The 20,439-nt window shown below is 64.5% G+C and carries 17 protein-coding genes; 2 read left to right on the plus strand and 15 right to left on the minus strand.

The features are described from left to right. Positions 1-44 precede the first annotated feature (44 nt). The 9 genes from GGD62_RS23680 to GGD62_RS23720 form a co-directional block, all read right to left on the minus strand. Positions 45-1,244, minus strand: coding sequence for an ABC transporter substrate-binding protein (locus GGD62_RS23680; RefSeq protein WP_183710449.1), 1,200 nt, complete (start codon positions 1,242-1,244; stop codon positions 45-47). Positions 1,245-1,980: 736 nt separating this feature from the next. Beyond that, entirely contained in the window at positions 1,981-3,108 is a 1,128-nt protein-coding gene (locus tag GGD62_RS23685) for a mandelate racemase/muconate lactonizing enzyme family protein (protein WP_183710450.1), read from the minus strand. 48 nt (positions 3,109-3,156) lie between these two features. After that, on the minus strand, positions 3,157-4,194 hold the full coding sequence (locus GGD62_RS23690; RefSeq protein ID WP_179731161.1) for a tagatose 1,6-diphosphate aldolase: 1,038 nt from the start codon (positions 4,192-4,194) through the stop codon (positions 3,157-3,159). Continuing rightward, positions 4,191-5,150 carry a sugar kinase gene (locus tag GGD62_RS23695; protein WP_183710451.1) on the minus strand — a complete coding sequence of 320 codons (960 nt, stop codon included), beginning with the start codon at positions 5,148-5,150 and terminating at the stop codon, positions 4,191-4,193. The genes GGD62_RS23690 and GGD62_RS23695 overlap by 4 nt, the downstream gene beginning before the upstream one ends. Further along, a complete protein-coding gene (locus GGD62_RS23700; RefSeq protein WP_183710452.1) occupies positions 5,147-6,220 on the minus strand; it encodes an ABC transporter ATP-binding protein in 1,074 nt (357 codons plus the stop codon). Before GGD62_RS23700 ends, GGD62_RS23695 begins: the two co-directional genes overlap by 4 nt. A 5-nt stretch (positions 6,221-6,225) precedes the next feature. Further along, positions 6,226-7,230, minus strand: a complete 1,005-nt coding sequence (locus GGD62_RS23705) for a zinc-binding dehydrogenase (protein WP_183710453.1) — start codon at positions 7,228-7,230, stop codon at positions 6,226-6,228. A 7-nt stretch (positions 7,231-7,237) separates the two neighbouring features. Further along, a complete protein-coding gene (locus GGD62_RS23710) occupies positions 7,238-8,065 on the minus strand; it encodes a carbohydrate ABC transporter permease (RefSeq protein WP_018316074.1) in 828 nt (275 codons plus the stop codon). Between the two features lie 4 nt (positions 8,066-8,069). Beyond that, positions 8,070-8,957 carry a carbohydrate ABC transporter permease gene (locus tag GGD62_RS23715; protein WP_049814758.1) on the minus strand — a complete coding sequence of 296 codons (888 nt, stop codon included), beginning with the start codon at positions 8,955-8,957 and terminating at the stop codon, positions 8,070-8,072. A 62-nt stretch (positions 8,958-9,019) separates the two neighbouring features. After that, positions 9,020-10,321 carry a sugar ABC transporter substrate-binding protein gene (locus tag GGD62_RS23720; protein ID WP_183710455.1) on the minus strand — a complete coding sequence of 434 codons (1,302 nt, stop codon included), beginning with the start codon at positions 10,319-10,321 and terminating at the stop codon, positions 9,020-9,022. Between the two features lie 168 nt (positions 10,322-10,489). On the opposite strand from GGD62_RS23720, the gene GGD62_RS23725 reads away from it, so the two are divergent. Together GGD62_RS23725 and GGD62_RS23730 are read left to right on the plus strand one after the other, a co-directional pair. Next, on the plus strand, positions 10,490-11,530 hold the full coding sequence (locus GGD62_RS23725) for a LacI family DNA-binding transcriptional regulator (protein WP_018316072.1): 1,041 nt from the start codon (positions 10,490-10,492) through the stop codon (positions 11,528-11,530). A gap of 9 nt (positions 11,531-11,539) precedes the next feature. After that, on the plus strand, positions 11,540-12,274 hold the full coding sequence (locus GGD62_RS23730) for an SDR family NAD(P)-dependent oxidoreductase (protein WP_179731174.1): 735 nt from the start codon (positions 11,540-11,542) through the stop codon (positions 12,272-12,274). Between the two features lie 39 nt (positions 12,275-12,313). Here the strand turns inward: GGD62_RS23730 and GGD62_RS23735 are convergent, their stop codons facing one another. The 6 genes from GGD62_RS23735 to GGD62_RS23760 all read right to left on the minus strand — a co-directional run bounded on the left by GGD62_RS23735 (position 12,314) and on the right by GGD62_RS23760 (position 20,430). After that, positions 12,314-13,645 (minus strand): MFS transporter, encoded by a 1,332-nt coding sequence (locus GGD62_RS23735; protein ID WP_183710457.1) that lies wholly within the window; start codon positions 13,643-13,645, stop codon positions 12,314-12,316. Between the two features lie 76 nt (positions 13,646-13,721). Beyond that, the gene (locus tag GGD62_RS23740; RefSeq protein ID WP_092261952.1) at positions 13,722-14,528 is read right to left on the minus strand and encodes an enoyl-CoA hydratase/isomerase family protein; all 807 of its coding nucleotides are present in this window, start codon (positions 14,526-14,528) and stop codon (positions 13,722-13,724) included. A 29-nt stretch (positions 14,529-14,557) separates the two neighbouring features. Further along, positions 14,558-16,102 (minus strand): AMP-binding protein, encoded by a 1,545-nt coding sequence (locus GGD62_RS23745; RefSeq protein ID WP_183710459.1) that lies wholly within the window; start codon positions 16,100-16,102, stop codon positions 14,558-14,560. Next, on the minus strand, positions 16,095-16,613 hold the full coding sequence (locus GGD62_RS23750; protein WP_183710461.1) for a (2Fe-2S)-binding protein: 519 nt from the start codon (positions 16,611-16,613) through the stop codon (positions 16,095-16,097). Before GGD62_RS23750 ends, GGD62_RS23745 begins: the two co-directional genes overlap by 8 nt. Continuing rightward, complete coding sequence (locus GGD62_RS23755; protein WP_183710463.1) at positions 16,610-17,425, minus strand: xanthine dehydrogenase family protein subunit M; 816 nt, start codon at positions 17,423-17,425, stop codon at positions 16,610-16,612. Before GGD62_RS23755 ends, GGD62_RS23750 begins: the two co-directional genes overlap by 4 nt. Further along, positions 17,422-20,430, minus strand: a complete 3,009-nt coding sequence (locus tag GGD62_RS23760) for a molybdopterin cofactor-binding domain-containing protein (RefSeq protein WP_183710465.1) — start codon at positions 20,428-20,430, stop codon at positions 17,422-17,424. Before GGD62_RS23760 ends, GGD62_RS23755 begins: the two co-directional genes overlap by 4 nt. Between the last annotated feature and the right edge of the window lie 9 nt (positions 20,431-20,439).

Genomic DNA, 20,439 nt, shown 5'->3' on the forward strand with positions numbered 1-20,439 from the left:
GCCGGCGCCGGCTCAATGCCGCTCGCCCCTCGCCTGTTACCTGCTCATTCGGACCTGGCGTCCAGCACTTCACCGAAGGCTTCCCAAGTCGATCCGGTCCATCGCTGCAGGCGCATCTGAGTCCAGATCATGTTCTCGGTTTCGCTGGTGTTGATCTTGATGCCCGGCAGTGCGGTCGGGACGACGAAGTCCCGGAGGTTCTTGGCCTGCGCCAGGATGTTCTTGCGGGACAGGTCGTCCCCGCATTGCTTCAGGATTTGCTCGAGCAGGATGCCTTGCTGATAACCGGTGAGATAGCTGCCGTTGGTGATATCGACGCCGGGCAGATATTTGTCGATAAACGCCCGATAGGCTTGCATGCCGGGATCATCTTTCCACTTCGGATCCACGACATCCTTGTTGATGGTGCCGACGATCACGCCAGTCGACTTGTCGAGGCCGGCCGGCGTGAGCGTGCCCCCAACCGAACCGGACGGAAAGTTGATGATCACGGTCGCCTTCCAGCCGATCAAAGAGGCCTGCCGGATCGCCTGCGCAGCGAATTTCGGCGTGCCCGCAATCATCAGGGCATCCGCACCGGAGCTCTTCAGGTTGGTGATCTGCGAATCGACGGTCGGTTCAGTGACCTCGTAGGACGCGGTGACGACCCTGCGATCATAGTCCTTACCGAGAAACGCCTTGAAGGCGTTGACGTAGTCTTTTCCGAGGTCGTCATTCTGGTAGAGGATCGCATATTTGGCGTTCGGCAGGGCCTTCGTGAGGTATTTTGCGTAGATCTTTCCCTCGGTATCGTAGCTGACGAGACCTGTCGTGATCAGCGGGTAACTGGCGACGTCGGTGAACTTGGACGATCCGCTGACGATCGCGATGCTGGGCACCCCTTTCGACTTCAGGTATTTTGACGTTGCCGAAATGGCGGGAGTGCCGAGCTGGCCGAACATGAATGCAACTTCATCGCTCTCAACGAGCTTGCGGACCTGCTCCACCGCCTTGGGCGGGCTATAGGCATCGTCATAGGCGACGTAATTGATCCTGCGGCCGCTGATGCCGCCGCGATCATTCAGGGACTGTATGTAGGCGATCAGCCCCTTGCCCACGAGACCGATCGATGAAGCCGGCCCGCTGAACGGAAACACCCCGCCAATCTTGATTTCAGTCGCCGTAACCCCGGGCTCGTCGGCCGCGAATGCCGGGCTGCCCAACAGCACGAGCAGAACGGCAAGACTCTTCCATCTCGGCAACATCGGCATCCTCCCTGAGGCGCACTCTTCCGGTGCGCCGTTCGATTCTTATGTGTCTCTACGACTCGCGAGGCGTCATGCCGTGCGAAATCGAGCGCGCTTGCCAAGCGTCGATGGCCAAGCGCGTCAACCGTTGCGGCTCTTGGATCGGCCGCCTCATTGCCCAAACTTACAGTTCTTTTTTAGAACTCGTCAAGCGATTCGATGAACTTCCCCCGACCTCGAAAGCAGCGCTTGCGGTTTGTGGAGAGTTATGTTCGGAAGTCGCTAGACGCTGCATCAGCGGTTGATACCATTGTCCAGTCGCGAGGCCCCGCCCTGTCGGCCTGGACACCGTGCGATACAGCACCGGACCAATTAATTCTATTATTGAACTTACGAAATGATGGTGTTGAGCCGTCAAATAGCGGCGCGGCAACGCTTGCGCCCCGCAAGCCGGCGATCAGCTTTGGATGTGCAGCGCGTGGCCGAAGAGGTTCAGGCTTAGACGGGAGGAGCGCTCTCTGTGAGGCCGGGCTCCATGGTCGCCTTCAAGACGTTCAGGGCGCCAGCCTGCGCCGCTGACCAGTCGACTGCGGCGCAAGCTTTCAGAGAGTGGGGCGAACCGCATTTTCAAGACGGTGCGCAATGGCGGCCATTATGGATCAGTGCGGTCAGCGCCGGGACGTCCGCGCGCTCGCGACGGGGCCGAAAGTGCTCTTGCTGGGCTTTAGGCGAAGAACACCCCAAACCCGCACGTCTAGATGCTGCGATAGCGCTCGATAGCTGAGAGATCCGGCACTATTCCGAGCCCCGGGTCGTCACTCAGCTGAACCACGCCTTCACCCACGTCGATCAGGGAGCCGCAAAACAAATCGCGCAGCGGATTATCGTTGGCGTCGACTTCCAGCCAGCCATCTCCTCCGATACCGGCCAGCAGATGAGCCGAGGCAAGCAGTCCAATGCCGCCGCCGAGATAGTGTGGGCAAAACGTCTTGCGCACGTCGAGAATGTCACGCGCCAGCCCGGCACAGACCGTGAGCCCGCCCCATTTCGCGATGTCCGGCTGAACCACGCCGAGCACGTCCTCGGTCAGCACCTGCCTGAAGCCTTCGGCGCTCGAGATGTTCTCGCCGGCCGCAATCGGCATGTCCGCGCCTGCCCTCAGTCTTTGCCATTCTTCGCGGGGCCGATCGGCGCGGATGGGCTCTTCCAGCCAGCGCAGATCGAACCCGCCGAGCCGCTCCAGCATCTGAAGCGCCTGTTCGACCGACCAGCCCTGATTGGCGTCCGCCGCGAGCATGCCCGCGCCGACGATCTGGCGCAGGGCTGCGAGATTGGCGAGGTCGATGTCGGCGCCGAATCCGACCTTCAGCTTCAACGCGCGATGACCTCGCTCGAGTGCGGCTTCGGCCGTCTGCGTGGCGCCGCCGGGATTGATGCCGCTGGCATAGACCTTGATCGTACTGCCGTGCCCACCGAGCAGCCGCCACAGCGGCAAACGCCGACGGCGCGCCGAGAGGTCCCATAGCGCGAGATCGATGCCCGCGATCGCCTGCGCAAACGGACCGGGTTCGCCGCATTGCAGTGCCAGCACTTCGGTGCCCCTCGTCAGGCTCTCGAAGGCTTGAGCCGGACCGTCGAACTTGCGCCCGACGAGACCCGATGCGAGCACCTCGTTCACGAGCCGTGCACGATGCTCCGCACCCGGCGCGGGAAAATTCGACCAGGCTTCGCCCCATCCCTCGACGCCATCTTCATCGACGGCGCGAATGAAGACAGCGGGGCGGTTGAGCATGCGGCCGAACGACGTCACCACCGGCGTTGCCAACGGATAGCGATAGCAGAACGCTTCGATCGAGCGGATTGTGAAGCTGTCAGACGTCATGTTGCAGATCCTGCGATCGGGATCAGACCACGCGGAACGGCCATCAGCTCAATACGCGCGCGCGAAGTCCCCTTCCCGCTTAATATCAGTAAATACGGGAAAGCGCGCCTTCCACGGCGTTCCCTTGGCCTTTGTCAGCTCGTTGAGCCGTTCGAGCACACCAAGGCCGTCCTTGCGCAGGCTGGCGGCAACCGCCGCGCGGTCCGGGAAATTCTTCAAGACGGCATCGAGCCAGATCGTGCGGCCCGCCAAAAACCCGCCCGCGCCCGCGGCATAGGCAAAGTCGAGCACCCGTTCGAATTTCTCGGGCGCAGCACCGCCGGAGAGCAGCACCCAGGGGATGCTGCGCGCGCGGCAGATGTCGCCAATCGCATCGAACTCCGTCTGCGCGGCTTTCGCCTCGGCGCTGCCATCCCGGGCAGGCAGACTGTTGGCCGCCAGCGGGCTCTCCAGCTTCAGAAGGTCGACGCCATATTCCGGCTTGGCGAACTCGCGCACGCTCTCAATGACCAGACCTGGAAGTTTTCCGGGCGACTCCACGTAGTCGGCGGTGTGATTGGCGCTGCCGAGGAACGGATAGACGAGCAGTTCCAGGACGTAGGGAATGTCGTGACGGGCGCAGTCCTGCCCGATCTCGCGAACGAACCGCTTCTGATGCTCGTTGACCGCAGCATCGGCGTCCGGCCGGTACCACGCCAGCACCTTGACGGCATCGCCGCCCATGGCGCGGATCTTCTCAACGCTCCAATCGGCGATCGCGCGCGACTTGCGTCCGCCCGACGTCTCATCCACCCGGTGCTCTTCGAGCGTCATGATGAGACCGCAACGCGGCGGCAGAAGATCGATCGCCGCTGGCACCGCGAAATTCGGATCGAACAGCATCGAGCTGCAATGCGGCGCGAGGTTCTCGACGAGCAGACGCTTTGCCGCCGTCACGTCGGAATATTCGACCTGGTCCCGCGTAATCCCCTTTGCTTTCGCAATAGCATCAAACAGCGGCGGCCGCTGATCCAGCGCGACCATGCGAAAATGACCGTCCGCGTCGGCCAGACGTGCCAGGCCGCGGTTCTTTCCAATCGTTCTCATGGCTTCGTCCTCATGAATGCAAGACACTCGTTGATGGTGGGGATTCCGTTGCGTCCGCCTGCGTGGCGGCATTTCATCGCTGCCGCAGCAGCCGAAAACGCCATAGCGTCGCGCACGTCGAGACCGGCGCCGATCGCGAGGGCATAAGCGCCATGGAAGACGTCGCCGGCGCCCGTGGTGTCCACCACATCGACCGCGAAGGCCGCCTGTCGGTGCAGGCAGCCGTTCTCGTACCAGCTCACGCCCTCTTCACCGCGCGTGACGGCGATGATGCGACACCCGAAGCGGGCGAGCGCGGCGAGGGTTTCATCCTTGGCCGAGCCGCCAAAAGCCGTGAGCGCAGGCTCGGAGAAGATTGCGTGGTCGGTCAGGGGCAACAGCCGCTCGAACACCTCGGCATCGGCCATGTCGCCGTCGAGCACCGTCGGGATCCCGCGCGCGCGGGCTTCGCGGAACAACGTCGCGGCCCCCTCGACCCAGCGCGGATCCGCCAGCACCGAGGATGCGCGGGCAACGGTCTCCAGCGGCAGCCAGTCGGCTGCTTCCGGATAGAGACCGCGGAAGTTGACGATCTGCCGTTCGCCGGAATTGTCGACGATGACACCGGAGACGGACGAGCGGCCGTCCGCAAACAGCCGGAAATTCTCGATGTCGACGCCTTCCGCGGTGAAGGCCGACTTCATCTCGTGCCCGGCAGCATCATTCCCTGCCCGCCCCCAGAACGCGACGGATGCACCGAGCTTTGCGACCGCAACGCTCGCATTGGCGGCCATGCCGCCGCCGAGCGTGCCGTACTCGACGGCCTTGACTTTCTCGCTTCCACCCGAGAACGGCCGGTCGACGCGCCAGACCTGGTCGAGCGCGGACAACCCGAGACAGATCACGTGCACGGGCCTCGCCTTGGACGCGACGTCCGCCAGCGCCGAGAGATCGCCGATGTTGACCAATGCGCTCACCGCACGACCTGTCCATTTGCGGCATCGAACAGATGCGTCTTGCCGGGCTGCGGTCGCAGATTGATGCGATCGCCGACCTTCGGTCGCAGCGACGGATCAACCCGCGCGATGGATGCCGCGCCGGCAAGATCGAAATGGATCAGCGTGTCCGAGCCGAGCGGCTCAACGAGCTTGACGTTCACTGTAATGCCGTCGGCAGCATCGGTGGCAACGGCAAAATGTTCGGGGCGAATGCCAAGCACAGCGCTCCGGGCCCGCCGCAGCCCGTTTGCCGTCTCCTCGCCCAACGGCACCACCGTTCCGCCTTGCGAAAGGATCGCACGCTCCTGTCGCCATTCGACCGGGAAGAAATTCATGGCTGGCGAACCGATGAAGCCGGCGACGAACTGGTTGGCCGGCCGCTCGTAGACCGCCTCGGGCGTGTCGTATTGCTGGATCGTGCCGCTCTGAAGCACCACGATGCGGTCGGCCATGGTCATGGCCTCGATCTGGTCATGCGTCACGAAGACCATGGTGGTCTTGAGTTCCTGCGACAGCGCCTTGATCTCTGCGCGCACCTGCCCGCGCAGCTTGGCGTCGAGATTTGAGAGCGGCTCATCGAACAGGAAGGCTTTTGGATTGCGCACGATCGCACGCCCCATGGCGACGCGCTGGCGTTGGCCGCCGGAGAGCTCCTTCGGCTTGCGGTCGAGATACGGCTCGATGTGCAGCAGCGCCGCCGCGCGCTTCACCCGCGCGTCGATCTCCGCCTTCGGCGTTCCCCGCAGCTCCAGCGCAAAGGACATGTTGTCGTAAACCCGCATGTGCGGATAGAGCGCGTAATCCTGGAACACCATCGCGATGTCGCGCTGCGCCGCCTGCACGCCGTTGACGCGCGTGTCGCCGATGTAGAGGTCGCCGGAGGAAATGGGCTCGAGACCTGCGATGATCCGGAGCAAGGTCGACTTGCCGCAACCGGACGGGCCAACGAAAACCACGAATTCGTGGTCCGCGATCTCCAGATTGAGATCGGGGATCACAGTGAAATTGCCGTAGCGTTTGGTAAGGTTGCGGATCGAGATCGAGGCCATATCGCTTAGTCCAGCGCCAGTACAGGCTTGATCAACTCGCCCTTGGCGAAGCGGGCGAAATTCTCGGGCAAAGCGGACAGGCCGAACTCGCCGTCGACGAGAACGCGGTATTCGTCCTTGTACCGGCGCAGCAGATCGACGTTCGGCTCGAAATCCGAGACCGGGAAGTAGAAGGTCCGGATCATGTAGAAGTCCTTGCGGCGGAACACCTTGCCTTCCTCGATGGTCCAGGGCGCGGCGTTCTCGCCGACCAGCACCAGCGCCCCGCGCGGCAGGACGAGCTCGATGCCGAGATTGCGTGCCGCATGCGCGCCGGAGCATTCCATGATGAGGGCGAACCGTTTCGATGTGTCGCCGACCGGATGCGGTTTCGCGCCGAACGATCGGGCGATATTCAAGCGTGCGGCGTTCGGATCGGCCACATGGATGTCATCATAGCCGAGACTGCGGAGTGCCAGCACGACGCCGAGACCGACAGGCCCCGCTCCCATCACGAGGACCGCACCTGCCTCGTCCGGCGGCACGACACGACTGACGAACCGAACGGCGTGGCCGGAGGTGCCGATGGTGTCGAGCAAGAGCGGCGCGAGGCTGTCCTCGATATCGTCGGGCACCGGCAGCAGGCAATTCTCCGGCACCGGCACGTATTTGGCGTAGCCGCCCGGCCTGTTCCAGCCGATCAGGCTCGAGACCTCCAGGCACATCTGGGTGTCGCCGCGTTTGCAGGCCGCACAGTGGTCGCAGTGCAGCGGGATATAGACGGCGCAGCGGCCGCCATGCAGGCGGTGGCCGGGCTGCTCGACCACGCCAAAAATCTCGTGACCGGCGGTGAACTCGGCGCCCTTGTGCCAGAGCTTGAAGTCGGAGCCGCACAGCGCGGTGCGCGAGACCCGCACCAGCACCTCGCCTGCTCCGACGTCGGGCATCCGCACCGGCTCGATGGTGATGCGTTCGTGACCATGGAACACCGCCGCCTGCATGATCGCGTTCGGACGAGGCATTTCGTTCATCAGATACCTAACCTTTCACCGCGCCGAGCGTCAGCCCGGACACCAGCCAACGCTGAACCAGAGCCGCCAGCACCAGCGGTGGCAATGCGATCAGCGTCGCCGCGGCCATCAGGGCGCCCCATTGCGTCGAGCCTTCGCCGATGAAATTGAAGGCGGCCGCGATCAGCGTCTTGGTGTCGCCATTGGAGAGCACCAGCGCAAACAGGAAGTAGTTCCACGAGAATACGAAGGCGAGTATGGCCGAGACGGCGATGCCGGACGCCACCAGCGGCAGCGCGATGCGCCAGAGGATGCGCGTGACGCTGCAACCGTCGACCTGTGCCGCCTCGAACACGCTGCGTGGAATGGCATCGAACGACGGCAGCAGCACCCAGATCACGATCGGGAGCGTGATCACCGCGTGGCTGAGGATCAGCGCCGTGTACGACCCGATCATGCCGACCTGCCGGAACATGACGTACCACGGCAGCAGGAACAACGTTCCCGGTGCCATGCGCGCCGCGAGCGTCAGGATCGCCGGCCACGAAATACGCGTCCAGGAAACGGCGAACGCGGCCGGGATTCCGAACAGTAGCCCGAGCGCGGTCGAGCCGACGGTCACGATCAGGCTGTTGAGGGCGTAGCTCAGGAACGGCGTCGTCTTGGTCAGCTCGACATAATTGTCCAGCGTCGGCGTGAAGATCAGGGTCGGCGGATAGGCCGTCACCTCGAAGGACGGCTTGAAGGAGGACAGCACCATCCAGACCGTTGGCGTCATGATGATAACGCCGGCCAGCACGAGCTGCACCAGGTTGAGCCAGCGTATCCAGCGGTCGGTGTTGACTGCGTCGGTCATGAGATCACCACGCTACCGCGCCGCGCAGGCGGTTGAAGGCGAGCACGGCGCCGAACACGATCGCGGTCAGCGTCAGCATCAACGCGCTGGCATAGCCGATGTTGAAAAACTCGAAGCCGACCCGGAAGCCGTAGATATTGAGCGTATTCGAGGCGTTGCCGGGGCCGCCCTGCGTCGTGATGTAGATGATGTCGAAGAAGCGCAGGAGATCGACGCTGCGCAGGATGGCTGCAGTGACGATGGTCGGCAGCAGCAGCGGCAGCGTGATGCGCTGGAAGGTCTTGAACGCAGATGCGCCATCGATCTGCGCGGCCTCGTAGACGCTCGGCGGCAGAGATTGCAGGCCGCCAAGCACGATCAGGGCGACGTACGGCGTCCATTGCCAGCTATCGATCAGCGCGACCGTCGGAATGACCCATGTCGGCGACGCCAGCCAGTCCGATGGCGGCAAGCCGAGCGATTGCAGGATGTAATTGGCCGCGCCCAGCGACGGATCGAGGATCACGAGCCACATCATTCCGGCGACCACCGGCGGCATCATGAAGGGCGAGATGAACAGCGAGCGCACGATCCCAGGAAGGCGCTTGGCATGAAATAGCACCAACGCAAGCCAGACGCCGAAGACGAGCTGCAGCACCAGCGAGAGCACGAACAATGCAATGGTGATCCACAACCCATGCCAGAACTCGACGTCGGAAATCAGCTTGGTGTAATTGGCAAGGCCGGCAAAGGACTGCTTGCCGGTCGAAGAGAAAGTCTGGAAGCCGAGCCAGATCGTATAGACGACCGGAAATGCGATCATCGCGACCGTGAAAATCACGGCCGGTGCCGAGAGCGCCGCCATTTCCAGCTTCTGCCGGTCCTGCGTGAGTGTCGCAGCCGTATCAGACATGTATTCCTGTCCTCGATCGAGTTAGGTGCCGGCCGGCGCGGACACCAGCCGGCACCAGGCGGTCAGTTCAGCGCGATCAGCGCGTCCAGCGCCTTGTCGGCGTCCGCACAAGCCTGATCGACGGTCTTCTGCTTCAGGATCAAATCCTGCACCGCCTGACCAATGAACTCGCGCGATTGCGGATTGGCGACGATGGGATAGCCGACTTCGGACGAGCCCTTGGTGGCGAGCACATCGAGCGCGGCCTGCCATTCCTTGCGCACCGGCTCCTCGTCGATCCATTTGCGATATTCGGGGTCCTTGGCGACGGACGGACGCGGCGGGGCAATGCCCTGCAGAGCCATCTTCTTCTGCACCTCGGGGCTCGTCGCCCATTGCACGAAGTACCAGGCCGCATCGGGCTGCTTGCTGTGCGAGGACACCGCCATGCCCCAGCCGATCGTGGTCGGCACCTGGCCGGCCTCGCCCGCCGGGAACGGCAACAGGCCGGTGTCCTTCAGGCGCGCGCCGCCTTCCATCACCGTGCGCAATTCATTCGAGGATTCGAAGGCCATCGCCGCGCGGCCGCCGCGATACAGCGCCGAAATCTGCTGGAAGCTATAATTGACGACGCCGGGCGGTCCGAAGTCGCGCAGCAACCGGCTATAGGTGTCGAGCGCCTCCTTGCCCTTGGCCGAGCACAGGCTCGACTTGCCGCTCGCGATATACGTGCCGCCGATATTGTGCAGCATGTTGCTGAAGGTGTAGGCGATCGCAGGCTTGAGGCCACGCGAGACGAACGGCGTCACCGTGCTGTCGCAGGTCTTGATCTTCTCGGCGGCGGCCTCGACGTCCTTGATGGTCTTCGGCGCCTCGAGGCCGCACTTCTTGAAGATATCGGTTCGGTAATAGAAAATCGGGCCCTCGATGTTCATTGGCATGCTGGTCAGCTTGCCGCCGAACGTCGCGGCCTTCAGCAAGGCCTGGCTCAACCCGACCGGATCGTAGTCCTTGGCGACCTCGTTCTTGGCCATCGCGGTGAGATCGCCGTACCAGCCGGCAGCGGCGAATTGCTCGCCTTCGCGCGAGGGCAGCGTCATGAACACATCGACCTCGTCGCTGTTCGCATTCATGACGGTGACCAGACGCTGGCGCATCTGCTGTTCCTGATAGCCGTCGACCTTGAGGGTCATGCCGGTCAGCTTCTCGAAATCGGCCTTATAGGTGAGCAGCGCCTGCGAAACCGGATTGTTGTTGGCGAGAAAGGTGACGGTCTTGCCCTTGAACTTCATCCAGTCGAAATCGGCTGCGCGCGCCTGCGCGCTGACGGCGGCAATCGCAAGAACGGGCAACGCGACTCGCGTCGCGAGCATCCTGACTTTCATCGAACTCTCCTCCCGCTGGCCGCATTATGCTGTCGGCACTTTCTGAAAACGGTTACATCCTAAGCGCCAACGCACCTCTGTCAAGCGATAGACAATCGATCCTTTGTGCGGCATTATCGCAATTATTCTGCTTACCTCGCTCGTGGGACGACATTGTAACGTTACATTATGAACGCACCGTCCGCCAAATTGACGAAGCAAGGCATCCGCGCCGTCGCGGCACGAGCCGGCGTGTCGACGGCATCGGTCTCTCGTGCGCTCAACAATCCCGATGCGGTGAGCCCGTCCCTGCGCGCGCGCATCGCGCAGGCAATCGAAGCCGTCGGTTACATCCCGCATGCGCCGGCCCGCATTCTGTCATCGCGGCGATCGCGTACGCTTGGCGCGATCGTGCCGACGATCGACAACACGATGTTCGCGCGCGGCATCGCCTCGCTGCAAAAATACCTCTCCTCGGTGGGTTACATGCTGTTTCTCACCACGAGCGGATACGATCTCGACGTCGAGCTGCAACAGGCCCGCAACCTGATCGGCCGCGGCGTCGATGGCCTCGTGCTGCGGGGCGACTGCCATCACGAGGGGTTGCGCAAGCTACTCGCGGACAATGCGGTGCCTTTCATCAATGTCGGGATCTATCAGCCCGACCGGCCCTACCCTTGCGTCGGCACGAACAACGAGGCGGCCGCCCATCGGGCGGCCGGGCATGTCATCGAGCTCGGCCATCGCCGGATCGGAATCGTTTCCGCGCTTCAGCGCAACAACGACCGCGCCGGCGCCCGCGTCGCCGGCTTTCGCCGCGCGCTCGCGGAGAACGGCCTGGAGTTGCCTCCGGAATGGCATGTCGAGGTGCCCTATACCCTGGACGACGCGCGCGAGGCGGCCCGCCATCTCCTCAACCTCAAGAATCGCCCGACGGCCGTAGTCTGCGGCAACGACGTCATTGCCTATGGCGTCCTGTTGGAAGCGGAGCGCAGCGGCTTTTCGGTGCCGCGTGATCTGTCGGTCGTCGGCTTCGACGACCTCGACTGGAGCCGCCATTTGCGACCGAGCCTGACGACGATCCACGTCCCAACCGACGAGACCTGGCAGCGGGCCGGAGAATATCTGGTGCGCAGCCTCGCCGGCGAGCAGACCATCATGCATCGCGAGATCGACTTCTCGCTGGTGGTCCGGGAATCGACAGCTCCGCCTCCCGCAATCCCGAAATGAGATCTTCCGATGAGTGCCAGCTTTTCTCTCACCCCCGGCTTTCATGCCGTCGTGATCGGTGGCGCCGGCGACATCGGCGCCGCGATCAGCAACCAGTTCTGCGACCTCGGGGCGACGGTGACCGCCACAGGCGTCAATGACGCCGATCTCGCACGCTCCCTGCTCAAGCCGCGCGCCGGACTTGCGCTCACGACGCTCGATGTCACGAGCGATGAAGCCGTCGCGTCACTCGCCGGGCAGCACCAACGCGTCGATGCGCTGATCAATTGCGCCGGCATCCTGGCGCGGGACAAGGAATACGAAATCGAGACCTTCATGAAAGTGCTCGACGTCAATCTCACGGGCACGTTCCGGACCTGCATGGCGTTCCGCTCGCAGCTGGCGAAGATGAAAGGATCGATCGTCAACATCGCCTCGATGAATGCAACCCTGGCTCTGCCGCGGATTCCTGCCTATTGCGCCAGCAAGGGCGGCGTCGTGATGTTGACCAAGGCGCTGGCCTTGGCGTGGGCCGAAGACGGCATCCGCGTCAACGCCGTTGCGCCCGGCTATGTCGAAACCGCGATCAATGCCGCCGGCCGCACCGACCGCGCCCATTATCAGCGCATCGCCGACCGCACCGCGTTCAAGCGCTGGGGCCAGCCCGAGGACATCGCCGGTGCCGTCGCCTTCCTCTGCATGCCGGCCTCGCAATACGCGACCGGAACGGTGGTCGCGGTGGATGGCGGGTTTCTTGCGGGGTAGCGGCTGGCGCGGCCGCAGGTGCAGCCGCGCCGATCCAGCTCAGCGGAAGTTGCCCTTGGTCTCGGGGATCACGACCGCGCCGATCAAATAGATCACGAACACGCCGACTGCAAAGTAGGCCAGCGACATCGGAATCTCCGCGGGGCTGCCGCTTACCAGCGAAACGAACGTCGGCATCATACCGCCCAGCGCAAAGCCGATGTTCCATGACAGGCCGGTGCCGCTGGCGCGGAGCGCCGTGGGGAACCGCTCGTTCAGAAAGATCAGCACCGGCGCATAGCCGGCATTGCCGATGAAGGCGATGGCAAGCGCAAGAAGCGTGATCTGCGTGGTGTCTTTGGTCGTGGCGAGGTTCAGATAGCACAGCGGCAACAGCACCGCCGCCAGGACGCCGATCAGCAGGAACGTCTTCTTGCGGCCGATGAGATCGCTCAGCGCGCCGACCAGCACCGCGGCGAAGAACGCCGAGACGCTGGCGCCCATCAGGATCAGCGAGGAGGTCTGGTTCGGAACCGCGTTGATGACCTTCAGGAAGCTCGGCAGGTACCCCGAGGTCAGATAATAACCGGCGCCGCCGCCGAAGGTAATGAGCAGGTTGATCAGCAGGACGCCGCGATACTCGCGGGACAATACGTCCTTGACTGGCGCCTTCGAGACCTTCGCCTGCTTGTTGCCCTGCTGGCGCTTGAGCTCCTTGAAGTAGGGAGATTCTTCAAGATTACGGAAGATGAACCAGCCGAGCAGCGAGCTCAGCAGCCCCGAGAAGAACATGAAGCGCCAGCCCCAGACGGCAAAGGCATCTCCGGGAAATACCGAGGACGTGATCAGGAAGATGAAGGACGCCAGCAGCGCGCCAATGCCGGCGCCGCCGCCGCCGACCAGGCCCGACATCGCGCCGCGCCAATGCGGCGGCACCGATTCCGTACCGATCGTGTGGGTCGAGGCTACGACACCACCGACGAACACGCCCTGCACCAGGCGTAGGATCAGGAACACGATGGGAGCGATCACGCCGACCTGCGCAATGGTCGGCAGCAGGCCGAACGCGGCCGTGCTGATGCCGACGCCGATGATGGCGATCAGCATCGCCTGCTTGCGGCCGTGCACGTCGGCGTAGTGCCCGAACACCGCCGAACCGAGCGGTCGCATCAGCAGCGTAACGGCGAATGAACCGTAGACCGCGGCGAGCGACAGCGCCGCATTGCTCGACGGGAAGAACAGCGCGCCAACCACCGGCGCCACATAGAGCAGAATGAACAAATCGAACAGGTCGAGCGCCCATCCGAGCACTGACGCGATGATCGCATTGACCATCTGCTTGTTATCGGTCGATGCCCGTGCACCGGCGACCGGCATATCCATCTCAGCCATTTTGATTTACCCTCCCCGTTTGAATAGGACCGCGGTCCGCGCCATTGCGAACCGCGGCAGCTTGTTGCGTCGCGTATCAGCGACCGGCGAATTTCGGCGGACGCTTGGCGTTGAAGGCCTCGACGCCTTCCCTGAAATCTTCCGACTGGCGCAGACGGCTGTAGCAATGGCCTTCGAGCTCGATGGCGATGGCGAGCGTCGAATCCTCGGTGTCGTTCAGGAGTTTTTTGGCGGTGCGCTGCGCCAGCGGCGAGAAGCTGCGGAGCTCGTCGACAAGCTTGTCGGTCGCCTTCTCCAGTTCGGAATCGGGCACGCATTCTGTGGCGATGCCCCACTCCAGCGCCTGCTTCGCCGAGATGCGCTTGGAGCGCATCACGATGTCCTTGGTGCGGGTGATGCCGACCATCTTCTGCAGCCGCGCCGACCCGCCGGAGCCCGGGATCTGTCCGAGCTTCTGCTCGGGCAGCGCGTACTGCGTGGTCTCCGAGGCGATACGGAAGTCGCAGGCCAGCGACAGCTCGAAGCCAACGCCGAAACAATAGCCGCGATTGGCGACGATGACAGGCTTCGCGCAACGCGCCGGCGCGGCGATGTTCCAGGCGAGCTTGGAGACGTGCTCGGGGCTCGCTTCCATGAAGCCTCCGATATTGCCGCCGCTCGAGAAATGCTCGCCCTCTCCGCGCAGCACGATGATGCGCACGCGCGGATCCTCGTCGAGAGTCTCGAAGGTCAGCCGGAGCTGGTCACGCTGCGGCATCGCCACGACGTTGTAGGGCGGACGTCCCAGGATGATGTCCGCGCGCTCATGCGCCTCATCGATCTCGACCTTGAACCCATCGAGCTTGGCGAGCCGAGGATCGGCAAAAGTATAGGGTGACGGCATTTTCGCTTCCTTCTGTTGATGCGTGACGATCAAGCGGCGTCCGATGGCGGCCGGCGCTCGGTCTCGTATTCTCCGGCGACGAGCAGGCGCCGCAGCAGCTTGCCGACCGGCGATTTCGGAATCGCGTCGACGAAGACGTAGCGACGCGGCCGCTTGAAATTGGCGAGGCCCGAGGTGCGGCAGAACTTCTCCAGCTCGATCTCGGAAACGTTGCGATTGCGCTTGACGAAGGCGGCGACGACCTTGCCCCATTTTTCGTCGGCGACGCCAACCACCGCGACCTCGTCGACGGCCGGGTGCAGCGACAGGCAGCTCTCGATCTCGACCGGCGAAACGTTCTCGCCGCCGGTGATGATCATGTCGTCGACGCGGCCCGTGACGAACAGGTCGCCGTCCGGATCGATAAAGCCGGTGTCGCCGGTGAAATACCAGCCCTCGCGCAGCGACTTGGCGTCGGCCTCGGGGCGGCGCCAGTAGCCCTCAAAGGCTTCGTCGCCCGCGAGCGTGGCGATGATCTCACCCTCCTCGCCCACCGCGGCAAGCTCCGTCACCGAACGCGCGCCGATGCGCACGACCTTGACGTGCTGGTTCAGCCCTGCCTTGCCCGCCGAGCCGGGTTTTGCCGTAGCGTTCTGATCGATCGTGAAGGTGTAGATCTCGGAACTGCCGTAATGATTGACAAACAGCTCCGGCCTGAAGGCCTCGTTCAGCTTCTTCAGCAGGCCATCCGTCATCGAGGCGCCGGCAAAGCCGAGCTTGCGCACGCTGGAGACGTCGGTCCCGGCAAAGGCCTCGTGGTGGACGAGATCGTGATAGAGCGTCGGCACCAGATAGAGATTGGTGATCCCTTCCCGCTCGATCAGCTCCAGCGCCTGGCGGCTGTCATAGCGCGGCAGGCAGATGAAGCTGCCGCCGATCAGCGACATCGCGAGCAACGAGCGGACGCCCATGGTGTGGTAGAGCGGCATCACGCCGAGCGTGCGCTCGCCGCGGCCGTAGAGGTTTTGCGCGACATGGGCGATCGCCGCGGCACGCTCGGCGCGATGACGCCGCGGCACGCCCTTCGGCCGCGAGGTTGTGCCCGATGTGTAGAGCATGATCGACCAGGCATCAGGGCCGACGCACGGCTCGGCGTCGAGCGCGCTGCCCCTGATCAGATCGGCAAAGCCCACCGCCTCGCCTGCGCCCGGATCGACCGACACGCGTAGCACCCGGCCGGCGAGCGCCGAACCCTGCACCGCCTCAGCAGAAACATCCTGGTAGAAAACCGCGCGGGCTTCGGCGTTCTCGATGCAGAAGTCCAGCTCGTCGGCCTTGGCGCGCCAGTTGATCGGGGTGATTACGAGTCCTGCGAACTGGCAGGCCCAATGCAGCGTCGCGGCCTCCCAGCGGTTTTGCAGCAGCGTGACGACGTGGTCGCCGGGCTTGAGGCCCAGGCGGCCGAAGGATGCGACCAAAGCAGAGATCTTGTCGTACCATTGCCGGTAGGTCAGGCGGAGATCGCCGTCGACCAGCGCGATGGCGCGCGGATCGCGCGCGGCGCTGGCCATGAAGCTGCTGGCGAGATCAAGCATCTGACGTCTCTTTTTTCGATGAAGCGAGCTGGGCGGCGGCTTCGAGGGCCGCCTGGATGATCGGCGTGTAGCCGGTGCAGCGGCACAGATGCCCGCTGAGAAGATCGCGAATCTCCGCCTCGGTCGGCGCCGGGTTCCTGGCGAGATAATGATCGAGCGACATCAGGATGCCGGCGGTGCAGAAGCCGCACTGGAGCGCGTGGTGACGGCGGAAGGCCTGTTGCAGTACGCCGAGACGATCGGCCGCGGGTGCAAGCCCTTCAACCGTCCTGATCTCGCAGCCATCGACCTGCGCCGCCAGCGTGAGGCAGGAACGGGTCAGCATGCCGTCGACGACGACCGTGCAGGCGCCGCAGACGCCGTGCTCGCAGCCGACATGGGTGCCGGTGGCGCCCAATCGGTGGCGCAGGAAATCGGACAGCAGCGTCCGAGGTTCCGCTTCCCCCGCGACGGGCTCGCCATTCAGCGAGACGTGGATGGGATGGCGGGCGTCGGATTTGAAACGGGTCATCGCAGAACCTCGCCGATCAGATCGCGGCCGATCATGCGCACGAGGTCGCGGCGATAGCGCGCGGTGGCATGGACGTCGTCGCGGGCGCCGAGCTCGTAGGCAAAGGCGTTGAGGGCATCGTCGACCGCGCTGCCCTCGAGTCGCGGCCAGTCCCGCGCGGTCGGGACGTCCGCAACGCCACCGACCGCGAGGCGGACGCCGGATGGCGTCTTCATCGCGGCGCAGGCCACGATGGCAAAATCGCCGTGCCGGCGTGCGACCTCGCGGAACGCGAAGCGAGATCCATTGATGACCGGAAGCGAGATGCCTTCGATCAGCTCGTCGTCGCTGCGCGCCGTCAGCATCATCCCGGCGAAGAAATCCTTGGCCGCGACGCGGCGACGGCGCCTGGCACTGCGCAAAAGTACCTCGCCGCCGAGCGCGACCAGCGCGAGCGGCATCTCGGCGCTGGGATCGGCATGCGCGAGCGAACCGCAGATGGTGCCGCGGCTGCGGGTCTGCATGTGACCGACGCAGGGCAGCGCCAACGCCACCAGCGGCAATGCCTCGGCCAGATCCGGCCAGGCCAGCAGATCAGCCTGGCGCACGCCGGCACCGATGACGATGGCATCGGCTGTCCGCTCGATCTTGCAGAGCTCCCGGATCCGCATGATGTCGATCAGAAGCTTCGGCTTGGCGAGGCGCATGTTGAGCATCGCCATCAGTGACTGTCCGCCGGCGAGCACACGGGCATCGCCGCCTTGTTGCGCCAGCCCGTCGAGGACTTCGCCGACGGTCTCGGCGCGGAGATAGTCAAATGCGGGCGGCTTCATCGGCGCCCCCCGAACAGGCCGGCGACCTTCGCCAGCAGAGCCAACAGCGAGAAGCCGCCCGACGCACCACCACCGCCGGCCCTGCGGGCGAGCGCTGCGAAGAACTGGCCGATGATCACCCGCGTCGCGCCGTCGAGCAGCCGGCCGCCGATGCTTGCGATCTTGCCGCCGATCGCGGCGTCATAGCTGTAGGTCAGCTTCGTCCCGCCGCTGCCGTCGGGCGCGAGTGTGACGCGCCCCTCAGCGCTGCCGAAGCCGAGCGCGCCGGTGGCGCCGCCGCGCAAGGTGACCGCGCACGGCGGATCGAGATCGAACAGCTCCACGTCGGCGCGATAGCGCCCGGTGACGGGTCCGATGCCGAGCGTGACATCCGCGCGGAAATGCGTCTCGGTGATCTTGTCGACGCGCTGGCAGCCGGGAATGATCGATTGGAGCGTGGCGGGATCGAGCAGCATGGCCCAGACCTGCTCGGGCGTCCCCCTCACCGAGGCCTGCCCTTCGCCGCGGAGCCGCCGATCTGCTTCGCGCGCAGGCGCCGCGGCCACGCCATCCGCGGGAGGCGGCGGCTCGGCGCCGCGCACCAGCTCGGCAAGCCGGGCAGGCACGAGAGGCAACGTGATGTCGGCAATACCGAGCGCATCCGCGACCGCGTTGGCGAGGCAGACCGGCGTCGACATGCAATTGCCTTCGCCAACGCCTTTCGCGCCGAGTGGCGTGAACGGCGATGGCGTCTCCATGTGGAAGATCTCGGGCTCCGGCACCTCGGTGGTGGTCGGCAGCAAATAGTCCGCGAGCGTTCCCGTGAGGAAACTGCCGTCCTCGGCGTAGGCATATTCCTCGTAGAGCGCGGCACCGAGCGCCTGGGTGAAGCCGCCACGGATCTGGCCATTGACCATGCCGGGATGGAGGATGGTGCCGCAATCGTGCATGGTGACGTAGCGGTCGATCCGCGTCTGCAGAGTAATGCGGTCGATCTCGACGCCGCAGAAGTCGAAGATGAAGCCATGGCACAGCGAGGAGTTGATGCGGTCGTCCTCGCCGGGCGGCGTCAGCTCCGGCGGTGTCCAGAACACGGTCTCACGAATGGTCTGGCCGGCATCGTCAGGCAGCGATCCCGGCGACCAATGACTGAGCGCTGCGACACGCGAGAACGAGATCCGGTTCTCCGGATTGTGTTTTGAGGCCACGAAACCTTTCGCGAACTCGATGTCCGCGGCCTCGACGTTGAGCTGACTGGCAGCAATACGGGCGAGACGGCCGGCGACGCGCTCGGCCGCGATCTTGGCGGTGCCCGCCACCGCCGCAGCAAAACGGCTGGCATAGTTGCCCGACGCGATCGACCAGGCGTCCTTGGCAGTGTCGATCTCGGTGTTGACGCGGATGTCTTTCGGCTCAAGGCCGAAGACGTCGGCGACCACCTGCGACAGCACGGTGCGATGGCCCTGCCCCTGCGGCACGGAGGCGACGTGAACAGTGACGCTGCCGACCGGATCGAGGCCGACAGTGGCGGTCGCCTGCGCCCCGTTCTTCGGCCCGGCCTTGCGGCGCTCGGCCGCGGTCAGCACCGTTGTGATGTAACCCATATTGGAGACGCTGGGCTCCACCACCGCCGTGAAACCGATCCCGTAGAGACGCCCCTCTGCCCGCGCCGCGTCGCGCCGCGCCTTCAGTTCCGCAAGCCTGCCCTGCTCGACCGCGCGCGCGATCGCGTCCTGGTAGTTGCCGGAATCGAGCAACGCGCCGGTTGCGGTACGATAGGGAAAGGCACCTGCCTCGATCAGATTGCGCTTGATGACATCGAGCGGATCGAGATCGAGCCCGATCGCGATGCGCTGCACCAGGCGTTCCAGCGCGAAATAGACCTGCGGCCCGCCAAAGCCGCGGTTGAGGCCGGTCGGTGTCTTGTTGGTGACCACGACGCGGTTGCGAATCCTGACGTGGTTGATGTCGTAGGCCCCCGTCATGTTGCCGTGCATGCGGTAAAGCGTGGCGGGCTCGGGCGCGCGCAGATGCGCGCCGCAATCCTCGACCTGGTCCCAGTCGAGCGCGAGAATCTTGCCGTCGGCCGCAACCGCCGCGGCCAATGTCGTCGCGCGGTTGGAAGCTGACACCGACGCGGTGAGATGCTCGAGCCGATCCTCGATCCACTTCACCGGCCGGCCCGTGACGCGCGCAGCAGCCGCGATCAGAACGATGTACGGAAACACGCCCTGCTTGACGCCAAAGCTGCCGCCGGAATCCGGCGGCGTACGCAGCCGCAGCCGATTGCCCGGCACCTTCAGTGCACGCGCAATCACGGTGTGAATGCTGAACGGCCCCTGAAAATTCGCGAGAACCTCAAAGGCATCCTCGCCGGCATCATGCGAGGCGACGACGCCATAAGTCTCGATCGGCGTGCAGGAGTTGCGGGGATAGCGGATGTCGATGGAGAAGCGATGCGGCGCATCCGCAAACGCTTTTTCAGGATCGCCGTAGTGGAACGCGCGGTCGCTGGCGAGATTGCCGGGAAAACCGTCGTGCAGGACCGGTGCACCCGGTGCTATCGCCCCGAGCGGGTCGACTGTGGCCGCTCGCGGGCGATACGCGACATTGATGAGTTCGGCTGCATCTTCAGCACGGGCACGATCAGTCGCCACGATCACGGCGACCGGTTCGCCGACATAGCGCACACGCTCGACCGCGATCGGCCAGCACTCGACCGGCGCCTTCACGCCGACGACGAGACTTGTGGTGACCGCCTTGATCTGCTCGCCGGTCAGGACCGCGGCAACGCCCGGCAGCCGCCTGGCCGCTTCAACGTCGATCGAAACAATATCGGCGTGGGCGTGCGGCGAGCGCAGGATCGTCGCATGCAGCGTGCCGGGCTGGACGCCGAGATCGTCGATGAAGCGGCCGCGACCGCTGAGCAGCGTGGCATCCTCGACACGCTCGATTGAACGCCCGACCCACGGCTTGTCGCCACCCTGATCAACCGAATTTGCGGATTGAACCGCGGCCTGCACCATGTCCCGGCA

It is taken from the genome of Bradyrhizobium sp. ERR14, from assembly GCF_014198235.1.
Taxonomy (GTDB): Bacteria; Pseudomonadota; Alphaproteobacteria; order Rhizobiales; family Xanthobacteraceae; genus Bradyrhizobium.

Coding starts and splice junctions, on each gene's coding strand:
- GGD62_RS23710 (WP_018316074.1), bottom strand. CDS start 8,065: ATGACCGACGCAGTCAACACCGACCGCTGGATACGCTGGCTCAACCTG.
- GGD62_RS23705 (WP_183710453.1), bottom strand. CDS start 7,230: ATGAACGAAATGCCTCGTCCGAACGCGATCATGCAGGCGGCGGTGTTC.
- GGD62_RS23700 (WP_183710452.1), bottom strand. CDS start 6,220: ATGGCCTCGATCTCGATCCGCAACCTTACCAAACGCTACGGCAATTTC.
- GGD62_RS23715 (WP_049814758.1), bottom strand. CDS start 8,957: ATGTCTGATACGGCTGCGACACTCACGCAGGACCGGCAGAAGCTGGAA.
- GGD62_RS23730 (WP_179731174.1), top strand. CDS start 11,540: ATGAGTGCCAGCTTTTCTCTCACCCCCGGCTTTCATGCCGTCGTGATC.
- GGD62_RS23750 (WP_183710461.1), bottom strand. CDS start 16,613: ATGACCCGTTTCAAATCCGACGCCCGCCATCCCATCCACGTCTCGCTG.
- GGD62_RS23760 (WP_183710465.1), bottom strand. CDS start 20,430: ATGGTGCAGGCCGCGGTTCAATCCGCAAATTCGGTTGATCAGGGTGGC.
- GGD62_RS23725 (WP_018316072.1), top strand. CDS start 10,490: ATGAACGCACCGTCCGCCAAATTGACGAAGCAAGGCATCCGCGCCGTC.
- GGD62_RS23735 (WP_183710457.1), bottom strand. CDS start 13,645: ATGGCTGAGATGGATATGCCGGTCGCCGGTGCACGGGCATCGACCGAT.
- GGD62_RS23685 (WP_183710450.1), bottom strand. CDS start 3,108: ATGACGTCTGACAGCTTCACAATCCGCTCGATCGAAGCGTTCTGCTAT.
- GGD62_RS23690 (WP_179731161.1), bottom strand. CDS start 4,194: ATGAGAACGATTGGAAAGAACCGCGGCCTGGCACGTCTGGCCGACGCG.
- GGD62_RS23745 (WP_183710459.1), bottom strand. CDS start 16,102: ATGCTTGATCTCGCCAGCAGCTTCATGGCCAGCGCCGCGCGCGATCCG.
- GGD62_RS23720 (WP_183710455.1), bottom strand. CDS start 10,321: ATGAAAGTCAGGATGCTCGCGACGCGAGTCGCGTTGCCCGTTCTTGCG.
- GGD62_RS23755 (WP_183710463.1), bottom strand. CDS start 17,425: ATGAAGCCGCCCGCATTTGACTATCTCCGCGCCGAGACCGTCGGCGAA.
- GGD62_RS23740 (WP_092261952.1), bottom strand. CDS start 14,528: ATGCCGTCACCCTATACTTTTGCCGATCCTCGGCTCGCCAAGCTCGAT.
- GGD62_RS23680 (WP_183710449.1), bottom strand. CDS start 1,244: ATGTTGCCGAGATGGAAGAGTCTTGCCGTTCTGCTCGTGCTGTTGGGC.